General features: G+C 69.6%; 17 protein-coding genes. 12 read left to right on the forward strand and 5 right to left on the reverse strand.

Annotation, left to right across the window (positions count from 1 at the left end; all coding sequences use genetic code 11):
• The first annotated feature begins 15 nt into the window (after nucleotides 1–15).
• The 5 genes from GGR16_RS24225 (at nucleotide 16) to GGR16_RS24245 (ending at nucleotide 6418) form a co-directional block, all read left to right on the forward strand.
• Nucleotides 16–810, forward strand: a complete 795-nt coding sequence (locus tag GGR16_RS24225; RefSeq protein ID WP_183318682.1) for a shikimate dehydrogenase family protein — start codon at nucleotides 16–18, stop codon at nucleotides 808–810.
• The gene (locus tag GGR16_RS24230; RefSeq protein ID WP_019401790.1) at nucleotides 807–1565 is read left to right on the forward strand and encodes an SDR family NAD(P)-dependent oxidoreductase; all 759 of its coding nucleotides are present in this window, start codon (nucleotides 807–809) and stop codon (nucleotides 1563–1565) included. The genes GGR16_RS24225 and GGR16_RS24230 overlap by 4 nt, the downstream gene beginning before the upstream one ends.
• Before the next feature lie 293 nt (nucleotides 1566–1858).
• Nucleotides 1859–4063, forward strand: a complete 2205-nt coding sequence (locus GGR16_RS24235; RefSeq protein ID WP_040404137.1) for an alpha-ketoacid dehydrogenase subunit alpha/beta — start codon at nucleotides 1859–1861, stop codon at nucleotides 4061–4063.
• Between the two features lie 37 nt (nucleotides 4064–4100).
• Nucleotides 4101–5717 carry a GMC family oxidoreductase gene (locus tag GGR16_RS24240; protein WP_026015073.1) on the forward strand — a complete coding sequence of 539 codons (1617 nt, stop codon included), beginning with the start codon at nucleotides 4101–4103 and terminating at the stop codon, nucleotides 5715–5717.
• A 122-nt stretch (nucleotides 5718–5839) separates the two neighbouring features.
• Complete coding sequence (locus tag GGR16_RS24245) at nucleotides 5840–6418, forward strand: hypothetical protein (protein ID WP_019401787.1); 579 nt, start codon at nucleotides 5840–5842, stop codon at nucleotides 6416–6418.
• Nucleotides 6419–6441: 23 nt separating this feature from the next.
• Here the strand turns inward: GGR16_RS24245 and GGR16_RS24250 are convergent, their stop codons facing one another.
• Nucleotides 6442–7518: a DUF1176 domain-containing protein gene (locus tag GGR16_RS24250; RefSeq protein ID WP_019401786.1), complete on the reverse strand. Its 1077-nt coding sequence runs from the start codon at nucleotides 7516–7518 to the stop codon at nucleotides 6442–6444.
• Between the two features lie 189 nt (nucleotides 7519–7707).
• Here GGR16_RS24250 and GGR16_RS24255 point away from each other — a divergent pair, with 189 nt between their 5' ends.
• The 4 genes from GGR16_RS24255 (at nucleotide 7708) to GGR16_RS24270 (ending at nucleotide 10459) form a co-directional block, all read left to right on the forward strand.
• On the forward strand, nucleotides 7708–8241 hold the full coding sequence (locus tag GGR16_RS24255) for a hypothetical protein (protein ID WP_019401785.1): 534 nt from the start codon (nucleotides 7708–7710) through the stop codon (nucleotides 8239–8241).
• A 106-nt stretch (nucleotides 8242–8347) separates the two neighbouring features.
• The gene (locus tag GGR16_RS24260; RefSeq protein WP_019401784.1) at nucleotides 8348–8656 is read left to right on the forward strand and encodes a hypothetical protein; all 309 of its coding nucleotides are present in this window, start codon (nucleotides 8348–8350) and stop codon (nucleotides 8654–8656) included.
• 9 nt (nucleotides 8657–8665) lie between these two features.
• The gene (locus GGR16_RS24265) at nucleotides 8666–9595 is read left to right on the forward strand and encodes a hypothetical protein (protein WP_019401783.1); all 930 of its coding nucleotides are present in this window, start codon (nucleotides 8666–8668) and stop codon (nucleotides 9593–9595) included.
• A gap of 114 nt (nucleotides 9596–9709) precedes the next feature.
• Nucleotides 9710–10459 carry a response regulator gene (locus GGR16_RS24270; protein WP_050996538.1) on the forward strand — a complete coding sequence of 250 codons (750 nt, stop codon included), beginning with the start codon at nucleotides 9710–9712 and terminating at the stop codon, nucleotides 10457–10459.
• Nucleotides 10460–10534: 75 nt separating this feature from the next.
• On the opposite strand, the gene GGR16_RS24275 is transcribed toward GGR16_RS24270, so the two are convergent.
• Entirely contained in the window at nucleotides 10535–10966 is a 432-nt protein-coding gene (locus tag GGR16_RS24275; protein ID WP_019401781.1) for a globin family protein, read from the reverse strand.
• Nucleotides 10967–11041: 75 nt separating this feature from the next.
• Nucleotides 11042–13042 carry a hybrid sensor histidine kinase/response regulator gene (locus GGR16_RS24280; RefSeq protein ID WP_019401780.1) on the reverse strand — a complete coding sequence of 667 codons (2001 nt, stop codon included), beginning with the start codon at nucleotides 13040–13042 and terminating at the stop codon, nucleotides 11042–11044.
• Between the two features lie 204 nt (nucleotides 13043–13246).
• Between GGR16_RS24280 and GGR16_RS24285 the strand changes: the two genes are divergently transcribed.
• Complete coding sequence (locus tag GGR16_RS24285) at nucleotides 13247–14203, forward strand: helix-turn-helix transcriptional regulator (protein ID WP_019401779.1); 957 nt, start codon at nucleotides 13247–13249, stop codon at nucleotides 14201–14203.
• On the opposite strand, the gene GGR16_RS24290 is transcribed toward GGR16_RS24285, so the two are convergent.
• Nucleotides 14187–14546 carry a hypothetical protein gene (locus GGR16_RS24290; RefSeq protein WP_156332683.1) on the reverse strand — a complete coding sequence of 120 codons (360 nt, stop codon included), beginning with the start codon at nucleotides 14544–14546 and terminating at the stop codon, nucleotides 14187–14189. The genes GGR16_RS24285 and GGR16_RS24290 overlap by 17 nt on opposite strands.
• Nucleotides 14543–15055 carry a hypothetical protein gene (locus tag GGR16_RS24295; protein ID WP_019401777.1) on the reverse strand — a complete coding sequence of 171 codons (513 nt, stop codon included), beginning with the start codon at nucleotides 15053–15055 and terminating at the stop codon, nucleotides 14543–14545. Before GGR16_RS24295 ends, GGR16_RS24290 begins: the two co-directional genes overlap by 4 nt.
• Nucleotides 15056–15210: 155 nt before the next feature.
• Here GGR16_RS24295 and GGR16_RS24300 point away from each other — a divergent pair, with 155 nt between their 5' ends.
• Entirely contained in the window at nucleotides 15211–15642 is a 432-nt protein-coding gene (locus tag GGR16_RS24300) for a hypothetical protein (RefSeq protein WP_019401776.1), read from the forward strand.
• Nucleotides 15563–19930, forward strand: a complete 4368-nt coding sequence (locus tag GGR16_RS24305) for an autotransporter domain-containing protein (protein WP_183318684.1) — start codon at nucleotides 15563–15565, stop codon at nucleotides 19928–19930. Before GGR16_RS24300 ends, GGR16_RS24305 begins: the two co-directional genes overlap by 80 nt.
• Nucleotides 19931–19961 lie beyond the last annotated feature (31 nt).

Consider the following 19961-nt stretch of genomic DNA (forward strand, 5'->3'; position numbering starts at 1 on the left):
CCGCGGGAACCCAAGATGAACATCACCGGAACCACCCGGGTCTGGGGCATCCTTGCCGACCCGATCCACCACGTGAAGACGCCGCAGGCGCTCAACCCCATGATGGCGGCGCGCGGTGTCGACGGCGTCATGGTGCCGATGCATGTCGGCGCCGGTGAGCTCGCCGCGGTGGTCAGCGCCGTGCGGCATGTGCGCAACTTAGGCGGCTTCATCGTCACCGTGCCGCACAAGACTGCGATCGTCGCGCTGTGCGACGAAGCCTCCGAGACCGCCCGGCGCGTCGGGGCCGCCAATTGCGTGCGTCGCGAACAGGATGGCCGGCTCGTCGCCGACATGCTCGACGGTAAGGGCTTCGTCGCCGGGCTCAAGCGCGAGGGCATCGATCCGAAGGGGATGGGCGTTCTCCTCGCCGGTGCCGGCGGCGCGGCGAATGCCATCGCCTTCGCGCTCGCCGAGGCGGGCGTGAAGCGCCTCGCCATTGCCAACCGCACCAAGGCGAAATCCGATGATCTGGCCGCACGCCTCAGCAAGGCCTTCCCCGCGCTGCCCGTCACGACGGAGCCGGGCGGCGTCGGCGGCTACGACCTCGTCGTGAACGCGACCTCGCTGGGGTTGCGCGAGGGGGATCCGCTGCCGGTCGATGCTACGGGGCTGACGAGCGGCCAGACGGTGGCGGAGGTCATCATGCAGCCGGCGGAGACGGCGCTCATGGCCGCGGCCCGGGCGCGCGGCTGCCGCGTCCATCCCGGCAAGCCGATGCTCGAATGCCAGCTCGACCTGATGGCCGATTTCCTGGGGATGCGCGCATGAGCACGGATCGTTCGCAGGATCTTGCCGGCCGCGTCGCGCTCGTCACCGGCGGCGGCTCCGGCATCGGGCTCGCCATGGTGCGGCTGCTTGCGGCGCGCGGCGCGCGCGTGGCGGTGCTCGACCGCGATGCGGAGGTGGCCGGGGCCCTGCCCGCGGGCGTCGCGCTCCACACGGCCAGCGTCGAGGATCCGGACGCCGTGGCGCGGGCCTATGATGCGGTCGAGCAGGCGTTCGGTCCGCTCGACATCGTCATCGCCAATGCGGGCGTGTCGCAGAACGGCCCGACGCTGGAGCTCGACCTCGCCGGCTGGCGGCGGGTGATGAGCGTCAATCTCGACGGCGTCTTCGTCACGGCGCACGAGGCGGGCCGGCGCATGGTGCCGCGCGGGCGCGGCGTCATCCTTCTTGTCTCCTCCATGTATGGCGTGGTCGCGGCGCCCGAGCGCCTCGGCTACTGCGTGTCGAAGGCGGGCGTCGCCATGATGGCCAAGGCGCTCGCCATCGAGTGGGCGCGCCACGGCGTGCGAGTCAACGCCATCGCCCCGGGCTACGTACGCACGCCCTTCCTGGAGGAGCTGATCGCGCGCGGCCGGCTCGACCCCGCGGCCATGGAGGGTCGTACGCCCATCGGCCGCCTCATCCGCCCGGACGAGATCGCCCAACTCGCCGCCTTCCTGGCATCGGACGAAGCCTCCGCCATCACCGGCCAGGTCGCAGGCGCCGACGGCGGCTGGACCGCCTACGGGTACATCTAGGGGCTGCCATGATGCAGACAAAGCCCACAGCCGGGGCACCGGTGGAGTGCCGCCCTCAACGGCGGAGCGCCGCCATCCCCCTCTCCCCGCTTTGCGGTGGGGAGGGCCGGGGTGGGGGGCGGTGCCGCATGCCGGCGAGCCCGAGGATCTCAGCGGGGGCAAGGGATCGCATCGCAGCCGCGCACGCCAGCCCCCCACCCCTCGCCCCTCTCCGCCACTTCGCGGGGGGAGGGGACGCTCTGCGCTCTCTTCCGCGCGCCGAGCCCATCGCCGACAAGCTTTAGGAGCCGTCCGTGGTCACCCGCACGACATTGTCCGCAGCAGCGCCCTGGACGGCGCTCGCCACCGGCCCGGAGGACTGGGATGCGGCCGATCCGGCTCTCCTCGGGAAGATGCTGGCGCAGATGCATCTCATTCGCGCCTTCGAGGAGGAGGTGCTGGTGCTCGCGGGCGAAGGGCTGGTGCACGGGCCGGCGCATTCCTCCATCGGCCAGGAAGGCGGGGCGGTCGGCTCCATCGTCGGCCTGCGGCCGAGTGACCAGATCAACGGCTCGCATCGCGGGCATCACCAGTTCCTCGCCAAGGCGCTCGCCTATGCGGCGCCGGGGCTCGATCCGACAGGCGCCTTCCCCGACGCGGTCGACGGGGTTCTCTACCGTACGCTCGCGGAAATCCTCGGGCTCGAACCCGGCTTCGGCCACGGGCGCGGGGGCTCGATGCACCTGCGCTGGGCCGAGGCCGGGGCGCTCGGCACCAATGCCATCGTCGGGGGCGGGGTGCCGCTGGCGGCCGGCGCCGCCATGGCCCACAAGCTCGCCGGCACCGGAGACATCGCGGTCACCTGCTTCGGCGACGGGGCCATGAACATCGGCGCGACGCTGGAGACCATGAATCTCGCCGCCGCCTGGTCGTTGCCGCTCCTCTTCTTCGTCGAGAACAATTTCTATGCCGTCGCCACCCGCGTCGACGAGGTGACGCGCGAGGCGCGCCTCTCCGCCCGCGCGCCGGGCTTCGGCATTCCCGCCTGGCGCGTCGACGGCATGGACCCGCTCGCCGTTCATCTCGCCACCGAGGAGGCGGCGGCGCTGCTGCGCGCGGGACGCGGCCCGGCGCTCATCGAGGTCGAGGTCTACCGCTATTTCCACCAGAACGGCCCCTTCCCGGGCTCGGCCTTCGGCTATCGGCCGAAGGAGGAGGAGGCGGCGTGGCGCGCGCGCGATCCACTCAAGCGCACCGCCGACGAGATGATCCGCCGCAAGCTCATCGACGAAGCGGCCGTTGCCGATCTCAGGGACCGTTGCGAGGCGCTGATGCGGGACATCGCCGGGCGCCTCGTCGAGCCCGAGGCCAACCGCCGGCGCATCCGCCCCGGCCTGTGGCCGGACAAGGCCTTCGTCGACGTCGGCATCCGCGCGCCCCTGCCGGCCCATCCGCCCGGGCGTCGCAGCGAGGAGGAGGCGCGTGGCCTCGCCATGGCCGAGCGCCGCTTCGTCGATGCCATCGCGGACCTGCTCAACCGCCGCTTCGCCACCGATCCCTCGCTCGTCCTCATGGGCGAGGACGTGCATCGCCTCAAGGGCGGCACAAACGGGGCGACGCGTGGCCTCGCCGATGCCCATCCCGGCCGCGTGCTCGGCACGCCGATCAGCGAGGGCGCCTTCACCGGCCTTGCCGGCGGGCTCGCCATCGATGGGCGCTACCGGCCGATCGTCGAGTTCATGTATCCCGACTTCATGTGGGTCGCGGCCGACCAGGTGTTCAACCAGATCGGCAAGGCGCGCCACATGTTCGGGGACGACACCGACGTGCCGCTCGTCCTGCGCACCAAGATCGCGATGGGCACCGGCTACGGGTCCCAGCATTCGCTCGATCCCGCCGGCGTCTTCGCCACCGCGCCCGGCTGGCGCATCGTGGCGCCGGCGACGCCCTTCGACTACGTGGGGCTGATGAACGCGGCGCTCGCCTGCCGCGACCCGGTCCTCGTCATCGAGCACGTCGATCTCTACCAGATGACGGGCGAGGTGCCGGCGGACGATCTCGACTATCTCGTCCCCTTCGGCCGGGCACGGATCGTGCGGCACGGCACCGAGATGACCGTCCTCACCTATTCCGCCATGGTTCACCGCACGCTGGAGACGGTGGACGCGCTCGGCCTCGACGCGGAGGTCATCGACCTGCGCACGCTCGACCGCTTGAGCCTCGACTGGGAGACGATCGGCGACAGCATCCGCCGCACGCACAATGTCCTCATCGTCGAGCAGGGTGCGCGCGGCACGTCCTACGGCGGCATGCTCGCCGACGAGATCCAGCGCCGCTATCTCGACTGGCTGGATCAGCCGGTGCAGCGGGTACACGGGCGCGAAGCCTCGCCGACCATCTCCAAGGTGCTGGAGCGCGCCGCCTTCGCCGGGCCGGCCGAGATCGCCGCAGGCCTTGCGCGGACGATGGCCGAGAAGGGCAGGCCGCTCGATGCGGCGGCGCTGGAGGCGCTGGCGTGACGGCGGGCAGGACAGGTATGCGCCGGCCGGTGAAGCGATGAGCACGGACAGCATGGAGACCTTCGATTTCATCATCGTGGGCGGCGGCAATGCCGGCTGCGTCCTCGCCGATCGGCTGAGTGCCGGGGGGCGGCACAGCGTGCTCCTCCTCGAGGCCGGCGGGCGTGACAGCGGCTTCTGGATCCCGATCCCGGCCGGGTTCAGCAAGCTGCTCGTCAATGACGTCTACAACTGGCGCTTCGCCACCGAACCCGAGGACAGCGTCAAGGGCCGCTCCATCGCCATCCCGCGCGGCAAGGGGCTCGGCGGCTCGACGCTCATCAACGGCATGATCTACGTGCGCGGCCAGCCGCAGGACTACGACACCTGGGCGCAGATGGGCTGCACCGGCTGGGGCTTCGACGACGTCCTGCCCTATTTCCGCAGGCTGGAGGCCTTCGACGGTGCGGGGGACGAGACCCGCGGCCGCGATGGGCCGCTCGCCGTCACGACGGTGGCCGAGCGGCCGGTGTTGGCCGAGGCCTTCATCAAGGCGGCGGGCGAAGCCGGCTTTCCACGCAACAGCGATTACAACGGCCGCGACCAGGAGGGCTTCGGCTATTACCAGGTCAACCAGCGGAACGGCCGGCGGGTCAGTGCGGCCGATGCCTATCTGCGCCCGGCCCGCGGCCGGCCGAACCTGGCCGTTCGCACCCATGCGCATGTCCTGCGCGTCGATTTCGACGGCCGCCGCGCCGCGGGCGTCACCTATCGCAGCGGCGGCCGCGACGTCAGCGTCAAGGCGCGCGGCGAGGTCATCCTCGCCGCGGGCGCCATGCAGACGCCGCAGCTGCTCGAGCTCTCGGGCGTCGGCGATCCGGCGGTGCTCGCCGCGCTCGGCCTGCCGGTGCGGCACGCGCTCGCCGGGGTCGGCGCGAACTACATGGACCACTTCTGCACGCGCATGAACTGGCGCGTGAAGCAGAAGGTGACGCTTAACGAGGCGACGCGCGGCTACCGCCTCGCGCTTGCCGTCGCGCAATATTTCCTGACGCGAAAGGGCATCCTGACGCTCGGCACCGGCCTTGCGCACGGCTTCGTCAGGACGCGGCCGGAGCTTGCGGGGCCGGACATCCAGTATTTCTTCATGCACGCGAGCTATGCCAATGCCGCCGAGCGCAAGCTCGACCGCGAGCCGGGCATGACCATCGGCGTCACGCAGCTGCGGCCGGAATCGCGCGGCAGCATCCACGCCCGTTCGCCGGATCCGCTCGCCCCGCCCGTGATCCGGCCGAATTTCCTCGCCACGCAGGAAGACCGCGACTGCATGGTGGAGGGCATGCGCATCGCGCGCCGCATCGTCGAGCAGCCGGCCATGGACGCCTTCCGCGCCCACGAGATGAGCCCGGGCCCCGACTGCCGCAGCTATGACGACTGGCTCGAATTCGCGCGCAGCAACGGCCAGACCATCTATCACGCCTGTGGCACCTGCCGCATGGGTGCGGACGAGAAGGCGGTCGTCGATCCGCGCCTCAGGGTGCGCGGGCTTGAGGGGCTGCGCGTCGTCGATGCTTCCATCATGCCGACCATCGTCTCCGCCAACACCCAGGCGGCGGTCTTCATGATCGCCGAGAAGGCTGCGGACCTCATCCTCGCCGACGCGGCGCAGCGTTAGCGCCACCTGCGGCGTGGGGCTGGCGCGTCCGGCAACCCACCGGAAATACGGGCGAAACGCGGGTCGACGAGGGTGCCCCGATCGCGGCGACACGAGGTCGCCGCCGGAACCGGGTGGCACAGATGAAAAGCGGGCAACAGGACACGGACACAAGCGCGCGCAACCTTCTCGCGGGCGTTCATCTCATCATCGGCGGCCTTGCCGCCCTTGAGGTGGCAGTGCCGCTCACTGCGGCGCTGCGGGCCGGGCAATGGGATCATCCGGGCCTCGTCACCCCGATCATCACCTACGTCTATCTGCCCGTCCTCGGTCTCTACGCAGGCCCCAGCCTTCTCGGCGGGGCCGGGGTTCTCCTCGGCCACCGCTGGGCCGCCCGGGCGCTGCGGTTCGCGGCCGTGATCCAGTTCCTCATCCTGCCGCTCGGACCCTTCGTCGCCGTCCTCACCTTTACGCTCCTGCGCCAGCGCGACGGGAGCGGGCCCGAACGGCAGGGCGCAGGCCGGCCACGGCGGCCTCTCGGGATAGGGAGAACGGCCCTTGTGCTCACCGCGATGGCGCTTTCGGCCATGGTCCTGGCCCTCAGGCTGTCCTTTGCGACCTTCCTCGTCACGCTGGTCTTCCCGCAGGCCGTCGCCATCTTGCTCGCCGGCGGCCTCGTGCTCGCCCGGTCCTTCCGCATGGGTCAAGCGGGATCGGCGTGATCCAAGGCGGGAACAAGTCCGCGTCAGCGGACCTGCGCCTGCCAGAGGCTCGGCCAATCCTCGGACAGGATGCCCCGGCAGCTCGGCATCGCCTTCAGGTGAACGAGACGGAAGCGCTTGCCGTCCCAGACCCAGCGCGCGAGGGATCCGCAATCACCCATGCCGCGGCTCTTCGTGTAGCCGGTCAGCGTCATGTCGGCCGGCGAGAAGAAGCCGTTGACGAGCTCCGCGCCGTTGAGCCGCTCTTCGAGGGGGGTAGGGACTTCCAGCTCGATCTGCTCGACAGGGCCGTCGTCCCGGCCGACGAGGAGCGTGTTGCCGAAATTGTAGGCGCCTTCCGAGCAGCGCAGACCCCACAGGTTGAGATCGGGCGTGAGCCGCTCGGCGAAATCGACCAAAGCCTTCAGGTTCACGCCGGGAACGCCTAGCCCGGCCTGGCGCGCGTCCTCGCAGAGGTGATCACGAAGGACTTCCGGCAGCGCCGCGGGCGGCGCATCCGCCGGCGTTCGTGCGGCGATGATCTCGGGCACGGCTGGCGCCTCGGGAACCGCACTCGCCGGCCGGCCGCCAGGCGACGCGAGGGCGGTGACGGTGCCGTCGCGGCGCTGGATCCGGTCCATGCCGGACAGGGCCTTCATGGCGCCTTCAAGATCCACGACGAAGGTCGCGGGCGCATCCGGTGCGGTCGGGATGGTCAAGAGCACCCGGTCGGCCTTGCGCAGTCCCGCCAGAACATGCCCGTGGTCCTGCGCCGGAAGAGTCGCGTGACCGCTCGCGTCGTCATCCTGGGACACGGCGAGTGGTCCCGGCAGGCCGGGCGTCTGCCCTTCGAAAGCCAGACCGACCGGCCGTTCATCCGGGTCATTGTCGTCGAGCAGCCCGCCGACCGACAGGACGACCGGCGCGTCCGGCCCTGCCTCCCGCGAAATCCGCAGGAAGACGGCCCGGTCCCGCTGCGGGCGTGTGGCTCCGAGGACGGTGCAGGCGTTCAGGTTGCTGCAGGCGAGCATCCAGTCGCCGTGAGTTTCGAAGACCTGCGCCAGGGCCGGCTGAGCCGACAGGCCGAGGCAGAGCGCGAAGGAGAGAACGGGGAAGCGCATGGACGGCGGTACCCTGGGTTCGAGGTGCTCGATGCACTGTCAGCACGCGGCCTGCGGGGCAGCGCCACTGCACGATCGGGGGGCTCGGTTTCACGCCGATATCGGGAATTGTTTCGTCGGTGCCGGATCATGGCCGGGACGAAACAGAGCTGAACGAGAGCGGAAACGCGGAGCTGTCATTGAGGGGGAATGAGCAAGCATTCACCCGTCGCCGCGCATGCCGAGCGGTTCGCTCGCCACCTGCGGCGTCATGAGAGCCTCATCTGGGCCGGGCGCAGCAGCACGTGCGCCAGCTTCCGGGCTTATGCGAGGATGTGGGTGGTCACGCTGCCCGCCGCCCTCGTCACCTATCCCTTGGCGCAGTCCGGCGGCATCGCCGCGATGCCGTTCCTCGTCTTCACGGCGCTGACGGTCTGCGCGGTACCGGCTGCCCTCATCGCCGGGCGGACGTTCTATGCGCTCACGCAGCGCCGGGCGCTCTTCGTCATCGACGGCTTCGGCCTGTCGGCCTTCACGTCGATCGATCTCTGTCACGGGCTCAGGCCATGGATCGTGCCGGAGAGCTGCGGCACCGCCACGCTCTTCCTGTCGCGCAGGGCCGGCAATCACCGGCGCGACCGCTTCGTGGACGCGGACGGCAACATCGGCTTCCGCCGCATCGCGGATGCCGATGCGGTCGCGTTCCTCGTGCGCGAGCTCTCGGGGGCTCGCTCGGATGGATGACATGCGCCTGAAGCAGCCAATCCCAAGGCCTCGACCACCTCAGCAGGAGCACACCATGTCCATCACCAGACAGGCTCTCCGCAGCCTTTTCACAGGAGCTTTTCTCATGTCGCTTGCCGTCCCCGTCCAGGCCGAGGATGCCGTCACGCTGTTCAGGATCGTCACGGTGAAGGATGAGATCGTCGTCGGCGTCACCGACCGGGATATGGACGACGTCCAGGGGCGGGACGTATCCGCCGTCGGTCGCGCGCTTGCCGCGCGGGGCGAACTGACCCTCTGGCAGTTCGCCGTGCGCAAGGGCCCGGACGGCGAGCTCGAGCAGGCGCCGCTGCGGCGCATCAGCATCCTCAACCACGCCAGCCTGCGGGTCGAGCCCTATGCGAGCCCGCTGCGGGTCGTGCCGGTGTCCGAGTGAGGGGCCTTCATGCGCACGGCAACTCCCCTTCTGCTCGCTTTCGTTGTGCCGGCCCTCCCGGCGGCGGCCGAGGCGGGGCCGCCCGGCTGGTTCGCCGAGGCTGCCGCCAGCATCCCCGACGGCTGGGTTCCCGGGCGGATCTACCGCGTCGTGGATGACGGTCGGAAGGTCTTCATCGCCGTCTTCCCGGCCGGTGCGGATCATCCGGCGACGCCGGGCAACGCCTTCGATGCGGGCCAGGTGCTCGAGGTTACGCTGAAGCGGGAGGGCGAGGCCGATGTCATCGTCTCCGCGAGCCTCCACGCGCGTTCGCCGGAAGACCGCTTGCGGACCGGGAACGAGGATCATCACGCCGGCATCCTTCAGCGGCTCTATGCACGGGCCGAGGCCGAGCCGGGCGTCGTGCCCTGCCAGATCCGGGGATGGGCGGCATCGGACGCCGGCACCGGCACGCCCGTGCGCGGCGCGCCCGATGACGGGGCCGGCATCGTGGGCCGTCTGGGGCCGCCCGTCTGGCAAGGCCTGTCGGAGGCTGCCGGCATCGAGGGGCTGCGGGCGGAGTTCGACATCACGGGCTATGTCGACGGTTGGTTCCGGATCGAGAACGCGACCCCGCCCGGTGCGGCCTATGGCGAGCCGTTGCCGCCGAACCATCCGCCGACCTATGGGGGTGTCGGCTGGCTGCGCGCGACGGAAGTCCACGCAGGCTATGCCAATACGCAGATGCCTGTTCCCCGCCTCCTGCAATATCCGCACGTCGATGCGGCCGATTATCAGCCCGCAGAGGGCGCGCGAGGGCACGACGGCCATCTCGACGGTGACGGCACGCTCATGCGCCTGCATGCGTGCTCTGCCAACTGGGCGCTGACCACGGCCCGCGATTTCCAGCGCGGCTGGTGGCGCGGCACATGTTCCAATCAGGTGACGCTCTGCAACTGAGGCGACGGCGCCCATGTTCGTCTGGCGCCCAGAATCCTGTCGTCTCCTGCACAGACGGTCGCCGCTTCGACGCTTATCAGGAAACGTTCCATTTCCCGGAGGCCGACGGAAGGCATGACGACACAGGTTCTTTCAGAGGCCCCTCAAGGGTATCGGATCATCGTCGTGGACGACGAAGCCGGGGTGCGCGAGACCGTGTCCGAATTTCTCGCCTCCCAGGGCTTCGCCGTGCGCGCCGCCGGCGATGGCCGCGGGCTCGACCAGTTGCTCGGCGAGGCGGCGGCGGACCTCCTGCTCGTCGACGTCAACATGCCGGGGGAGGACGGGTTCTCCATCGCCCGGCGGGTGCGCGCCACGACGCAGATCCCGATCATCATGCTGACCGCGGCCGGCGATATCGTCGACCGGGTGGTCGGGCTCGAGCTGGGGGCGGACGACTACGTCACCAAGCCCTTCGACCTGCGCGAACTGAAGGCCCGCATCCGCGCGGTGCTGCGCCGCCATGGTTCTGCCGGGGGCGGCTTGCCGGAGCCGGCCGGCGCGCAGGCGTCCCTGGTGCGGTTCGGGACGGTCCTGCTCGACCTCGACGCCCATTGCCTCGTACGCGCCGACGGAGCGCGCGAGATGTTGACGGCGATGGAATTCGACCTGATGCACGTCTTCCTGAAAAACCCGAACCGGGTGCTGACGCGCGACCGGCTGCTCGATCTCGCCCACCATCGCGACAACGAGCCGTTCGACCGCAGCATCGACGTGCGCGTGACGCGGCTGCGACGCAAGGTCGAGGCGGACCCGGCCAATCCCAAGGTCATCAAGACGGTGCGCGGCGTGGGCTACATGTTCTCGCCGGGCGGCAGCCGGTGAGGGACACGGTCTCCACCGGCTGATGCGAGGGCAGCGACGCCGGGCGTGCCGTCTGCCGACACCGGGCCCGGTCGGTCAGGCGACGGCGGGCGCTCGCGACCGCACGGCTGCTTCGCGCATGATGGTGCTGACGAGGTCGTAGGCCTCGGTCCAGGCTTTCCGCAGCTCCGGCGTGAAGCGGGCGCCGAAGCTCAGGGCGAGCGTCTCGATGAGCGCGGTGCCGACGGTCGTATAGTGGCTGTCCCTGACGCCGTAGTCGAGATGGCGGATCGCGAGGCTCTCCAGCGTCGGGACGACCGTTGCCGGCTTGCGCAGGCCGCCGACGACGAAGCCGAGCGCCGCCATGAGCTTCTGCCCCTGGGCCTTCATGTCGGCCCCGCCGAAGAGGCTGCGCAGCGACGGGTCGTTGGCGAAGAGGCGCTCATAGAAGAGGGCGGCCGCCGGTTCCCTGATGGCGGCGACTTCGGCGAAGCTCGTTTCCAGCAGATGGATGGTTTCGTCGTTCATGGATGCATCCCGCAAGGCACAATTGAATGCCAGCATCCTGGAGGAGGCGTGTTTCCGCCGTCGTACGTCAGTGTTTCAGGCGGTGAGATCGGCCAGAAACACGCGGATGTCGGCCGGCACGAACGGCTTTTCGAGAACCGGGCTGCCGGAGCGGGCGAGGAAGCGCCCGGCGCTTGGCCCGAGCGCGTCGCCGGTGATGAAGCCGATGCGCTGCCCGAGGGCCGGGCAATGTTCGAGCAGCCAGTCGTACAGATTGGGGCCGTCCCCGTCTGGCATGCGGATGTCGCACAGGATGGCACTGAAGCGCTCGGCCCCATGCGCAAGCACGGCCTTGGCCTCGCGGCCGGAATGGGCGAGCACCGGCGTATAGCCGAGGGCCTCGACGATCTCGCCGAGGAGCGCGGCTATCTCCGTCTCGTCGTCCACGATCAGCACCTGCCCGCCTCCGGCCGCGTGGGGCGCGGGGCGGTCCTCCGCTGCGGCGGGCCCGGGTCCCGTAGCCTTGACCGGCAAGCGCAGGGTGAAAGCCGCGCCGCCGCCGGCGGGCCGCTCGAGCTCCAGCGTCCCGCCATGGGCCTCGATGAGACCGCGCGAGACCGCGAGGCCGATGCCGGTGCCCGATCCCTGCGGCTTCGTGGTGAAGAACGGGTCGAAGATGCGTGACGCGATCGCCTGCGGCACGCCCGGGCCATTGTCGGCCACCGTGAGCCGCACCGTTCCCGTCTCCGGAACGGCCGATATGCGGATGCGCCTGTCGCCGTCCTTCTCCTCGAGCGCATGCTGGGCATTGACGATGAGATTGAGCAGCACCTGGTGGATCTGCCCGGCATCGAGCATCAGGAGCGGCAGGCGTGCAGGCATGTCCCTGTCCACGGTGACGCCCGCGGCGCGCAGATTATAGGCCAGCAGCTCGACGGCCTCGTCGATCACTGCGGCAAGATCCGCCGGGCGACGCTCCGCCTCGCGCTGGCGGGCCATGGCGAGAAAGCTGCGTACGATCCTGGCGCAGCGGTCGGCGGCGGCGCCGATGCGGTCGCAGCGCTCGATCAGCCGCTCGTCGCCGATCCGGATGGCCTGGTCGCGCAGCATCAGCGTCTGGCCGGTGACGATGGAGAGCGGGTTGTTCAGCTCATGGGCGACACCGGCCAGCAGCGAGCCGAGAGCGGCGAGCTTCTCCTTCTGGTGAAGGGCGCCGCGCTGGCGCTGGATCTCCTCCTCGGCGGCCTTCGCCGCCCTGAGGTCGCGGACATGGGCGGCGAAGATCCGTTCCTCGCCGTCGCTGATGTCGGTGACCGCCAGCTCGACCGGGATGCGCTCGCCACCGGCGAGCATTGCCGACAGCTCCAGCCTGCGCCCCAGCACGCGGGCGTCGCCCGTCGCCAGGTAGGCGGCAAGGCCCGCCCTGTGGGCCGCGCGGTATTCCGGCGGGACGATGAGGTCGGCCACGGGGCGGCCGATCGCCTCGCCGCGCCCATAGCCGAAGATGGCCTGTGCGGCCGGGTTGAAGTCGACGACCGTTCCGTTCGCGTCCATCACCACGATGCCGTCGAGGGCGGAGCGGACGATGGCGGCGTGGCGGGCCTCGGCCGCTTCGTGGGCGGCAATGCGGCCGGCAAGCTCCTGCTCGCGCAGCTTGAGGTCAGTCAGATCGCGCGCGATGGCGAGGAAGCCCTCGACGGGCCCTTCGGGCATCGGGCGGTACGGCGTCACGCTTTCCTGCACGTAGCGCCGGCCGAGGGAGCCGTAGTCGGCCCAGCCCTCCCAGCGCAGGGGCTCCCCGGCGAGGAGGCGCGGGATCACCGGCGCATAGGAGGCATAGACGTCCGGATCGAGGATATCGGAGACGTGGGCCCCGATCACCTCGGCTTCGCTGCGGCCGACGAAGTCCAGGAACTCCTGGTTCACAAGGCGATAATGCCCTTGCGTGTCGACCAGGACGGCACGGCCGGGAATGCCCTGAAACAGAGCGGAAAACAGCGCCCGGTGCCCCTCGGCGATGAGGCTCAGGTCCCCGCCGACGGTTTCGGGTGCGATTTCGTTGATGTCGAGGGGCAAAGGCTTGTCGGGGTCCGGCATCCCTCGCTCGTCCCAGGCTGCAGAAGCGGAACAACTGTCGATACACTTATCTGCCGCTGATTTCAGCAACGTTTCGGCGGTGTTTCAGCTTGATCGTCTGCGGGAAATGTGGCGGGCTCACTCTCAGGCAGTGTTCTTCAAATGGGGGGGTGGGCATTGTCTGTAAGGGAAGATGCGGGTGCCGCGGACACGTCACAGGCGCCATTGCTGAAGCTGTCGTCGCGCGACATCACAGGGCCGGACAAGGCGGCGGCCCTGCGCGAGTTCTACGGCCGGGAGCTGATGCGCCTCGACGTCATCGCCCAGGACACGGGCGGCCCGACGTATTTCGATGCGCGGATCGCGAATCTCTCCTGGGCCACCTGGGCGGCCTGCGATGGTTCGGCATTCGCGGGCGTCCGCACCAAGCCGCTGCTCGAGGACGGCTGCGACGACCTGTTCTTCGCGGTGACCACTGCTGGGCTGCAGGTGGAGGTGGGGCAGGATGCGTTCGCCGTGCAGCCGGGAGGCGCCCTCCTCCTGTCCAAGGCGCGGGCCTATCGCTATCTCAACAACGGCCCGGATAAGACGGCCTGCATCCTCGTCCCGCGTGCGCGGATGGCGATGCTGCTCCCGCATCTGGGGGAGGCGCCCCACATGCATTTTGCGCCGGGGACCGCCGGGCTCGACCTCGTCTTCGGCTATGCCTCGCTCGTCGCCACGAGTGGCTCCGCGACGCCGGAACTGAGGGAGAAGGCTGCTGCCCACCTCCTCGAGCTGATGGCTTCGATCATCGACCCCGGCCGCGAGGCGGGCGGCGCGAGCGACCCGGAGCGTCTCGCCGAGGCGCGGTTCGAGGCGATCAAGCGCAGCATTCGCAGCAATCTCCTGCTGCCGGGGCTCAGCCTGGAGCGCATCGCGCAGCTGCACGGCATCACGCCGCGCTACGTCCAGCGACTGTTCGAGCGCTCGGGGGACAGCTTCTCGGATTTCGTGCGCCGGGAACGGCTCGCCCAGGCGTGGCTGACGCTGACGGATCCGCGACAGGCGGGCCGGCGCATCCTGTCGGTTGCGCTCGAATGCGGCTTCAACGACATCACCACCTTCAACCGCGCCTTCCGCCGCACCTTCGGCGTCACGCCGCGCGAGGCGCGGGAGAACCGCCTCAGGCAAGATCGCTGACGATGGCCGGGAGGGCGATAGCGAGCCCGAGGGTCCACAGGCACCAGATGCCGACGACGATGCGGTCCGTCACGGCCCGGTTCACGAGGCTCGTGGCCGGGGCGAGGATGCCCGCCCGGATGGCGAGGGCGACGAAGCCCCGCACCATCAGCGGCATGAGGCTGTAGGCGAGGACGAGCATGCCGAGGCCGAAGGCGGCGACGGCCGCGGTGCGCAGCGCAGGCGACGGATCGGCACCGAGATGCGGGGCGAGGGCGCCGAGGGCTTCGAGGGCGAGAAAGGAGGTTCCGGCTGCGATGGCGAAGAAGCCGTTGCACGGCAGGAACGGTCGCATTGCGCTCATCGTGGCTCGTCTCCCTGTCCGACTGCCGGGTAGGCCCTGACGTCCTGCACCAGCAGGGCTGTATGCGGCTCGTCCCCTGCCCATTGCACAAAGGTGTCCGTCGAGGCGTGGCGGGTGCCGTCGCTGGTCACGAAAATTGTCCATTCGCCCCGTGCCGCGTCCAGGAAGACGCGTGACCACGGCCCGCGGCCGTGGTTGGCGATGCGGAAGAGCGTCAGAAAGCGTCCGTCGGGCGAGAAGCCCACGGCCCGGTCCTCTTCCAGCCCATAGCGGGCGGCGTCGCCCGCCTCGGCCCCGGCAGGCGCGACGAGCTCGCCCGACGAGGCGCGGACATGGATCTGCCGCCAGACGATACCGTCGCGCGGCAGGCATTCCGGGCCGCTCAGCACAACTACGGCGGCGCCATGCCCGACGAGCCGTTCAGGGGGAGGATCGCAGAGGTCTGCCGCCGACGCCGGCGAGGCGCTGAGCGGCAGACCGAACAGGCCAAGACCGAGAAGTCCTTTCATCCACGTCTCTCCGGTCGTTTCCCATTCCTTGCCGCTTTCCGGTTTCCGCCCTGTTTCCGCACGCGAAACGCGAGGGACATGGGCCTGAAATCCTCTTCGGCCAAGTACGGCAGGACAGCGAAATCAGCCGAGGTGCCGCGGTGCAGAAGACACTCATGAAACCTTCCATTCCCCTCCTTGCGGCGATCGCGACAGGGGTGGTGTTCAGCGCCGCTGCCGCCATCGGCATCGTGACGCTGCTGAGAGGGGAGGCACCGGCCGGGAGCGGGCTTGGCCTCGATCCCTTCCGTGCCGCGGTGGGCGAGGTGCGGGAGGCCTATTGCCGCTATGCGCTCGCGCAGCTCGTGCCAGGCGCCGGCTCCCCTCGCCTCGTGAACATGCGGGAGAGGGGCGAGCCCCCGGTGGTCGTCCTGACCTTCGACGCCGGCACGCAGCGCAGTATTTCCTGCGAATTCGTGCCGCCAGACCTGATCGCGGGCCACACGCGGCTGGCGGTTATCACCCTCGATGCCGAGCCGGTGTCGGTGGAGCGCCTCGACGGCGTCAACGTCGCGCTCGCTCACGAGGAGCGGCTGTTCAGGCGCTAGGGCCGCCCGGTCCGAGGGCCGGGATGTTGCCTTCGTGCAACGATTCCCACCGATCCGTTCGCAGTTCGCCTCACGCCTATTTCCGTGTCGCGCAACGCCGGGACAGGCGCCGGGGCATCGCTACCTTCCGGGCTGGATGGGCAGGTCTGCCGGATCATCAAACAATAATTCGCAGCAAGAGGGCGCGATGGTTTCTCGCAACGCCAGAGGCAACAACGGTTCCTGTCCAAACGGGGGCATCGCTCCCATTGCCCGCAAACGGCTCTCGTCGACATCCGCGCTGACGCTCGCCATGACGATGCTGCCGGGCCTCGCCGCCGCGGCGGACTGGACGGGTGCCGTCTCGAACGACTGGGCGACGGCGGGGAACTGGGACACCAACACGGTGCCGACGGCGGGGGTCGACGTCATCATCAACAATACAGGGCCGGCACCTGCGATCAACGGAACGAATGAGCAGGGGCGGGTGGTGGTGGTGGGCAGCACCGTTGACGGAGCGGCGTTGCAGATTTTCAACGCCGGCACGCTCGCGAGCGCGGGTGCCGAGATTGGCCTCAATAACTCCGGTTCGGTTTCCGTTTTCGGCGCAGGCTCCGCCTGGACGCTGAACGGCAATATGAACGTCGGCTTCCTGGGCACCGGCACGCTCAATATCCAGGACGGGGCGACCGTCACGAACAACAACGCCCTTCTTGGCTATCATGCTTTTGGCGTCGGCACTGCTGCAGTCGGCACAGGGGCGTCCTGGGCGAGTACGGGCAACTTAATGGTCGGCCAAGGGGGCGTGGGCGTTTTGAACATCTTCACCGGTGGGACGGTGTCCGCCGGAGCTTTCGGCTTGGGGTGGGGTGCCGGCTCCGCCGGGTTCGCGACGGTCGACGGCGCTGGCAGCACGTTGACTTCCGTCGGCGATCTATATGTTGGGTTTGGCGGCACCGGCGGGCTGACGGTGACGAACGGCGGCGCCGTCACGAGCGGCGGCGGCGCTGCGCTGGGTATCAGCGCTGATGCGAAGGGAAGCGTCACCGTCGATGGCGCCAGTTCCACCTGGACCGCAACATCCCACGTCACTGTCGGCGTCCTTGGCACCGGCACGCTCACCATTTCCAATGGCGGCGTGGTGACGAGCATGGGAGAAAGCCATGTTGGCAACGGTATCGGCGGCTTCGGAACCGTTACCATCGACGGTGCGGGCTCCAGCTGGGACAATAACGGCGATCTCACCATCGGCGGGTTCGGGACGGGCACGGTCAACATCTCGGCCGGCGGCGCCCTGAGCAATGCGGAGGGGCACATCGGCTGGGAGGCCGGGAGCAGCGGCAGCGTGACCGTGTCCGGGGCCGGCTCCAGCTGGACGAACACGTCCTTCCTCCATGTCGGCGGCGCCGGCACGGGCGTGCTGAACATTGCCGACGGTGGCGTCGTCACCAGCGGCGAGGCAAGCATCGGTTATCTCCTCGGCGGCTCCGGCGCCGTCACGCTCACGAACGGCGGCCAGTGGAATCTCACCGGAAACTTGTTCATCGGCGACGAAGGCACGGGGACCCTTGCCATCCGGAGCGGCAGCGTCGTCGCCAATGGCGAAGGTTTCATCGGCTATGCGGGGGGCGACGGCGCCGTCATCGTCGACGGTGCCGGCTCGCGCTGGGAGAATGCGGGGCTGTCGGTCGGGGCCAGTGGTATTGGCGAACTGCGCGTTTCGAACGGCGGCAAAGTCAGCGCGACGGGTGGGGCCGAGGTCGGCAGCGATGTTGGATCGAAGGGGCTCGCCGTCGTCACGGGCACCGGCTCCGCGCTCACGGTATCCGGCGGGCTTGTCGTCGGCCAGTTCGGCGAGGGGGCACTCGCGGTCGCGGACGGCGGCGCCGTGAATGCCGCGGGTCTGACGGTCGCCGGGGAGGTGGGCTCGCGGGGCGAAGTCGTCGTCACCGGCGGCGGCTCGTCCATCATCGACAGCGTCGGCACGGTCGTCGGCCGGCTAGGCGAGGGCCGGTTCGTGGTTGCCGACGGCGGATCCTTCGCAAGCACGCATCTGACGATCGGCGGTCAGGCAGACGGGGTTGGGACCGTCGTCGTCACCGGCAGCGGCTCCTCCTTCACCGATGGTGTCGGCACGGTCGTCGGCCGCGAAGGCGAGGGCCGGCTCGTGGTCACGGACGGCGGGTCCTTCGCAAGCATGGACATGCGGGTTGGTTTCGAGACGGACGGGGTCGGGACTGTCCTCATCTCCGGCAGCAGCGCCGGTGTGCTCGCCAGCACCCTGACGGTGGGCGCCAAGGGCGCAGGCACGGTGACCGTGGTCAACGGCGGTGGCCTGCTGACCGGTGCGACGTCGATCCTCGGCGAGGACATCGACTCGACCGGCACGGTCACGCTTCGGGGCGCCAACACGATCTGGCGTTATTTCGGAGAGGTGACCCTGGGACGCGCCGGCACGGGGATGCTGACGCTCGCGGACGGTGCGGTGCTGATGGAGGATTCGATCTTCGGCAACGTCAGCCTGCATCTGGCGCAGATGGCGGGGTCGACGGGAACACTCAACATCGGCGCGGGCCTCGGTGAGCAGGCAGCCGGTGCTGGGACCCTGCAGTTCGGCGGCCTCGACTTCGGCGCCGGGACCGGTGTCGTCAACTTCAATCACACGGAACTCGACTACACGTTCATCCCCTCGCTGAACGGCAATGGCACGGTCAATCACGTCGCCGGCGTCACCAAGCTCGCAGCCGATTCCTCGGGCTTCACCGGCGTCGTCAACGTCACCGGCGGACGCCTCTACGTGAACAACCTGCTCGGCGGCGACGTGCTGGTGACGGGAGGGGTGCTCGGCGGTTCCGGCATGCTCGGCGCTGCGATCATCAACGCCGGCGGCACCGTCGCGCCGGGCAATTCCATCGGCACGCTCACCGTCGCGGACATCACCTTCAACCCGGGCTCCATCTACGAGGTGGAGGTCGATGGAGCCGGCAACAGCGACCTCATCGTTGCGACCGGCACGGCCACCCTCAACGGCGGCACGGTCAATGTCGTGCCCTTTCCCGATTATGCGTTCGGCACGACCTACACGATCCTGACGGCGAACACCCTCAATGGCGCTTTCGACACGGCCGTGTTCAACGGCGGCTCGCTCTTCGTCACGCCGACGCTCTTCCAGGACGCGAACAACGTCTATATCTCTCTGGCGAAGAACGCCTTCACCAGCGCGGCCTGGACCCCCAATCAGCAGGCGGCCGCGGGCGCGGCGGACAGCCTCGGCGCCGGCAACGCCGCCTATGACGCGATCCTTCAGCTGACCGATGGAACCGTTGCCCGCGCCGCCTTTGACGCGCTCTCGGGCGAGATCCACGCGTCGGCACGCACGGCGCTGATTGAGGACAGCCGCTTTGCGCGCGAGGCGGCGATCGGCCGGCTGCGCAGCGCCTTCGGCAATGCGGGCGCTGGCGCCGTGGCGGAGCGGCCGCTGGCGGAGACCTTCGCCCTGTGGGGCCAGGGCTTCGGCGCGTGGGGCTCCTGGGATGGCGACGGCAATGCCGACAAGCTCGAGCGCAGCATCGGCGGCTTCTTCCTCGGTGGGGACGCAGAGGTTGCGGACAACATCCGCCTCGGCGTGATGGGCGGCTACAGCCGGATGAGCTTCGACGTCGACGGCCGCATGTCATCCGGCTCAGCCGATACCTATACCCTCGGCGCCTATGGCGGCGGCCAATGGGGCGCGCTGGCGCTGCGGGCGGGCGCGGCCCTCGGCTGGCACGACATCGACGTCAGGCGGCAGGTTCTCTTCACCGGCTTCGCGGACAATCTCTCCGCCTCCTATGACGCGCGCACGGTCCAGGCATTCGGCGAGCTCGGCTACGGCATCGCCGCCGGTGCGGTCCGGTTCGAGCCCTTCGCGGGCCTCGCCTACGTGAACCTGCATACGGACAGCTTCGCCGAAAGGGGCGGGGCTGCCGCGTTGGCGGCGAACGGGCGCACGAGCGCGGCCACCTTCGCGACCCTCGGCGTGCGGGCGGAGACGTCCGTCAGTCTCGGCGGACGGGACGCCACGCTGCGCGGCACGATCGGCTACCGCCATGCCTTCGGCGACGTGCCCACCTCGCGGCTGTTCTTCCTCGCCGGCGGGAATCCCTTCACCGTCGCCGGCGTGCCGATCGCCCGCAATGCCCTCGTGCTCGACGCCGGCCTCGATGTCGCGCTCGCCGCCAACGCCACGCTCGGCCTCGCCTATGGCGGCCAGTTCGGCTCGGGGGCCAGCGACCAGAGCCTGAAGGCGAACATCAGCGTGAAATTCTGATGCCATCCGCTGGGCAGTCGCCCGTCCTTCC

Origin of the sequence: Chelatococcus caeni, from assembly GCF_014196925.1 — a bacterium.
Lineage (GTDB): Bacteria > Pseudomonadota > Alphaproteobacteria > Rhizobiales > Beijerinckiaceae > Chelatococcus_A > Chelatococcus_A caeni.

Coding starts and splice junctions, on each gene's coding strand:
- GGR16_RS24225 (WP_183318682.1), top strand. CDS start 16: ATGAACATCACCGGAACCACCCGGGTCTGGGGCATCCTTGCCGACCCG.
- GGR16_RS24230 (WP_019401790.1), top strand. CDS start 807: ATGAGCACGGATCGTTCGCAGGATCTTGCCGGCCGCGTCGCGCTCGTC.
- GGR16_RS24240 (WP_026015073.1), top strand. CDS start 4,101: ATGAGCACGGACAGCATGGAGACCTTCGATTTCATCATCGTGGGCGGC.
- GGR16_RS24245 (WP_019401787.1), top strand. CDS start 5,840: ATGAAAAGCGGGCAACAGGACACGGACACAAGCGCGCGCAACCTTCTC.
- GGR16_RS24250 (WP_019401786.1), bottom strand. CDS start 7,518: ATGCGCTTCCCCGTTCTCTCCTTCGCGCTCTGCCTCGGCCTGTCGGCT.
- GGR16_RS24255 (WP_019401785.1), top strand. CDS start 7,708: ATGAGCAAGCATTCACCCGTCGCCGCGCATGCCGAGCGGTTCGCTCGC.
- GGR16_RS24260 (WP_019401784.1), top strand. CDS start 8,348: ATGTCGCTTGCCGTCCCCGTCCAGGCCGAGGATGCCGTCACGCTGTTC.
- GGR16_RS24265 (WP_019401783.1), top strand. CDS start 8,666: ATGCGCACGGCAACTCCCCTTCTGCTCGCTTTCGTTGTGCCGGCCCTC.
- GGR16_RS24270 (WP_050996538.1), top strand. CDS start 9,710: ATGACGACACAGGTTCTTTCAGAGGCCCCTCAAGGGTATCGGATCATC.
- GGR16_RS24275 (WP_019401781.1), bottom strand. CDS start 10,966: ATGAACGACGAAACCATCCATCTGCTGGAAACGAGCTTCGCCGAAGTC.
- GGR16_RS24280 (WP_019401780.1), bottom strand. CDS start 13,042: ATGCCGGACCCCGACAAGCCTTTGCCCCTCGACATCAACGAAATCGCA.
- GGR16_RS24290 (WP_156332683.1), bottom strand. CDS start 14,546: ATGAGCGCAATGCGACCGTTCCTGCCGTGCAACGGCTTCTTCGCCATC.
- GGR16_RS24295 (WP_019401777.1), bottom strand. CDS start 15,055: ATGAAAGGACTTCTCGGTCTTGGCCTGTTCGGTCTGCCGCTCAGCGCC.
- GGR16_RS24300 (WP_019401776.1), top strand. CDS start 15,211: ATGAAACCTTCCATTCCCCTCCTTGCGGCGATCGCGACAGGGGTGGTG.
- GGR16_RS24305 (WP_183318684.1), top strand. CDS start 15,563: ATGCCGAGCCGGTGTCGGTGGAGCGCCTCGACGGCGTCAACGTCGCGC.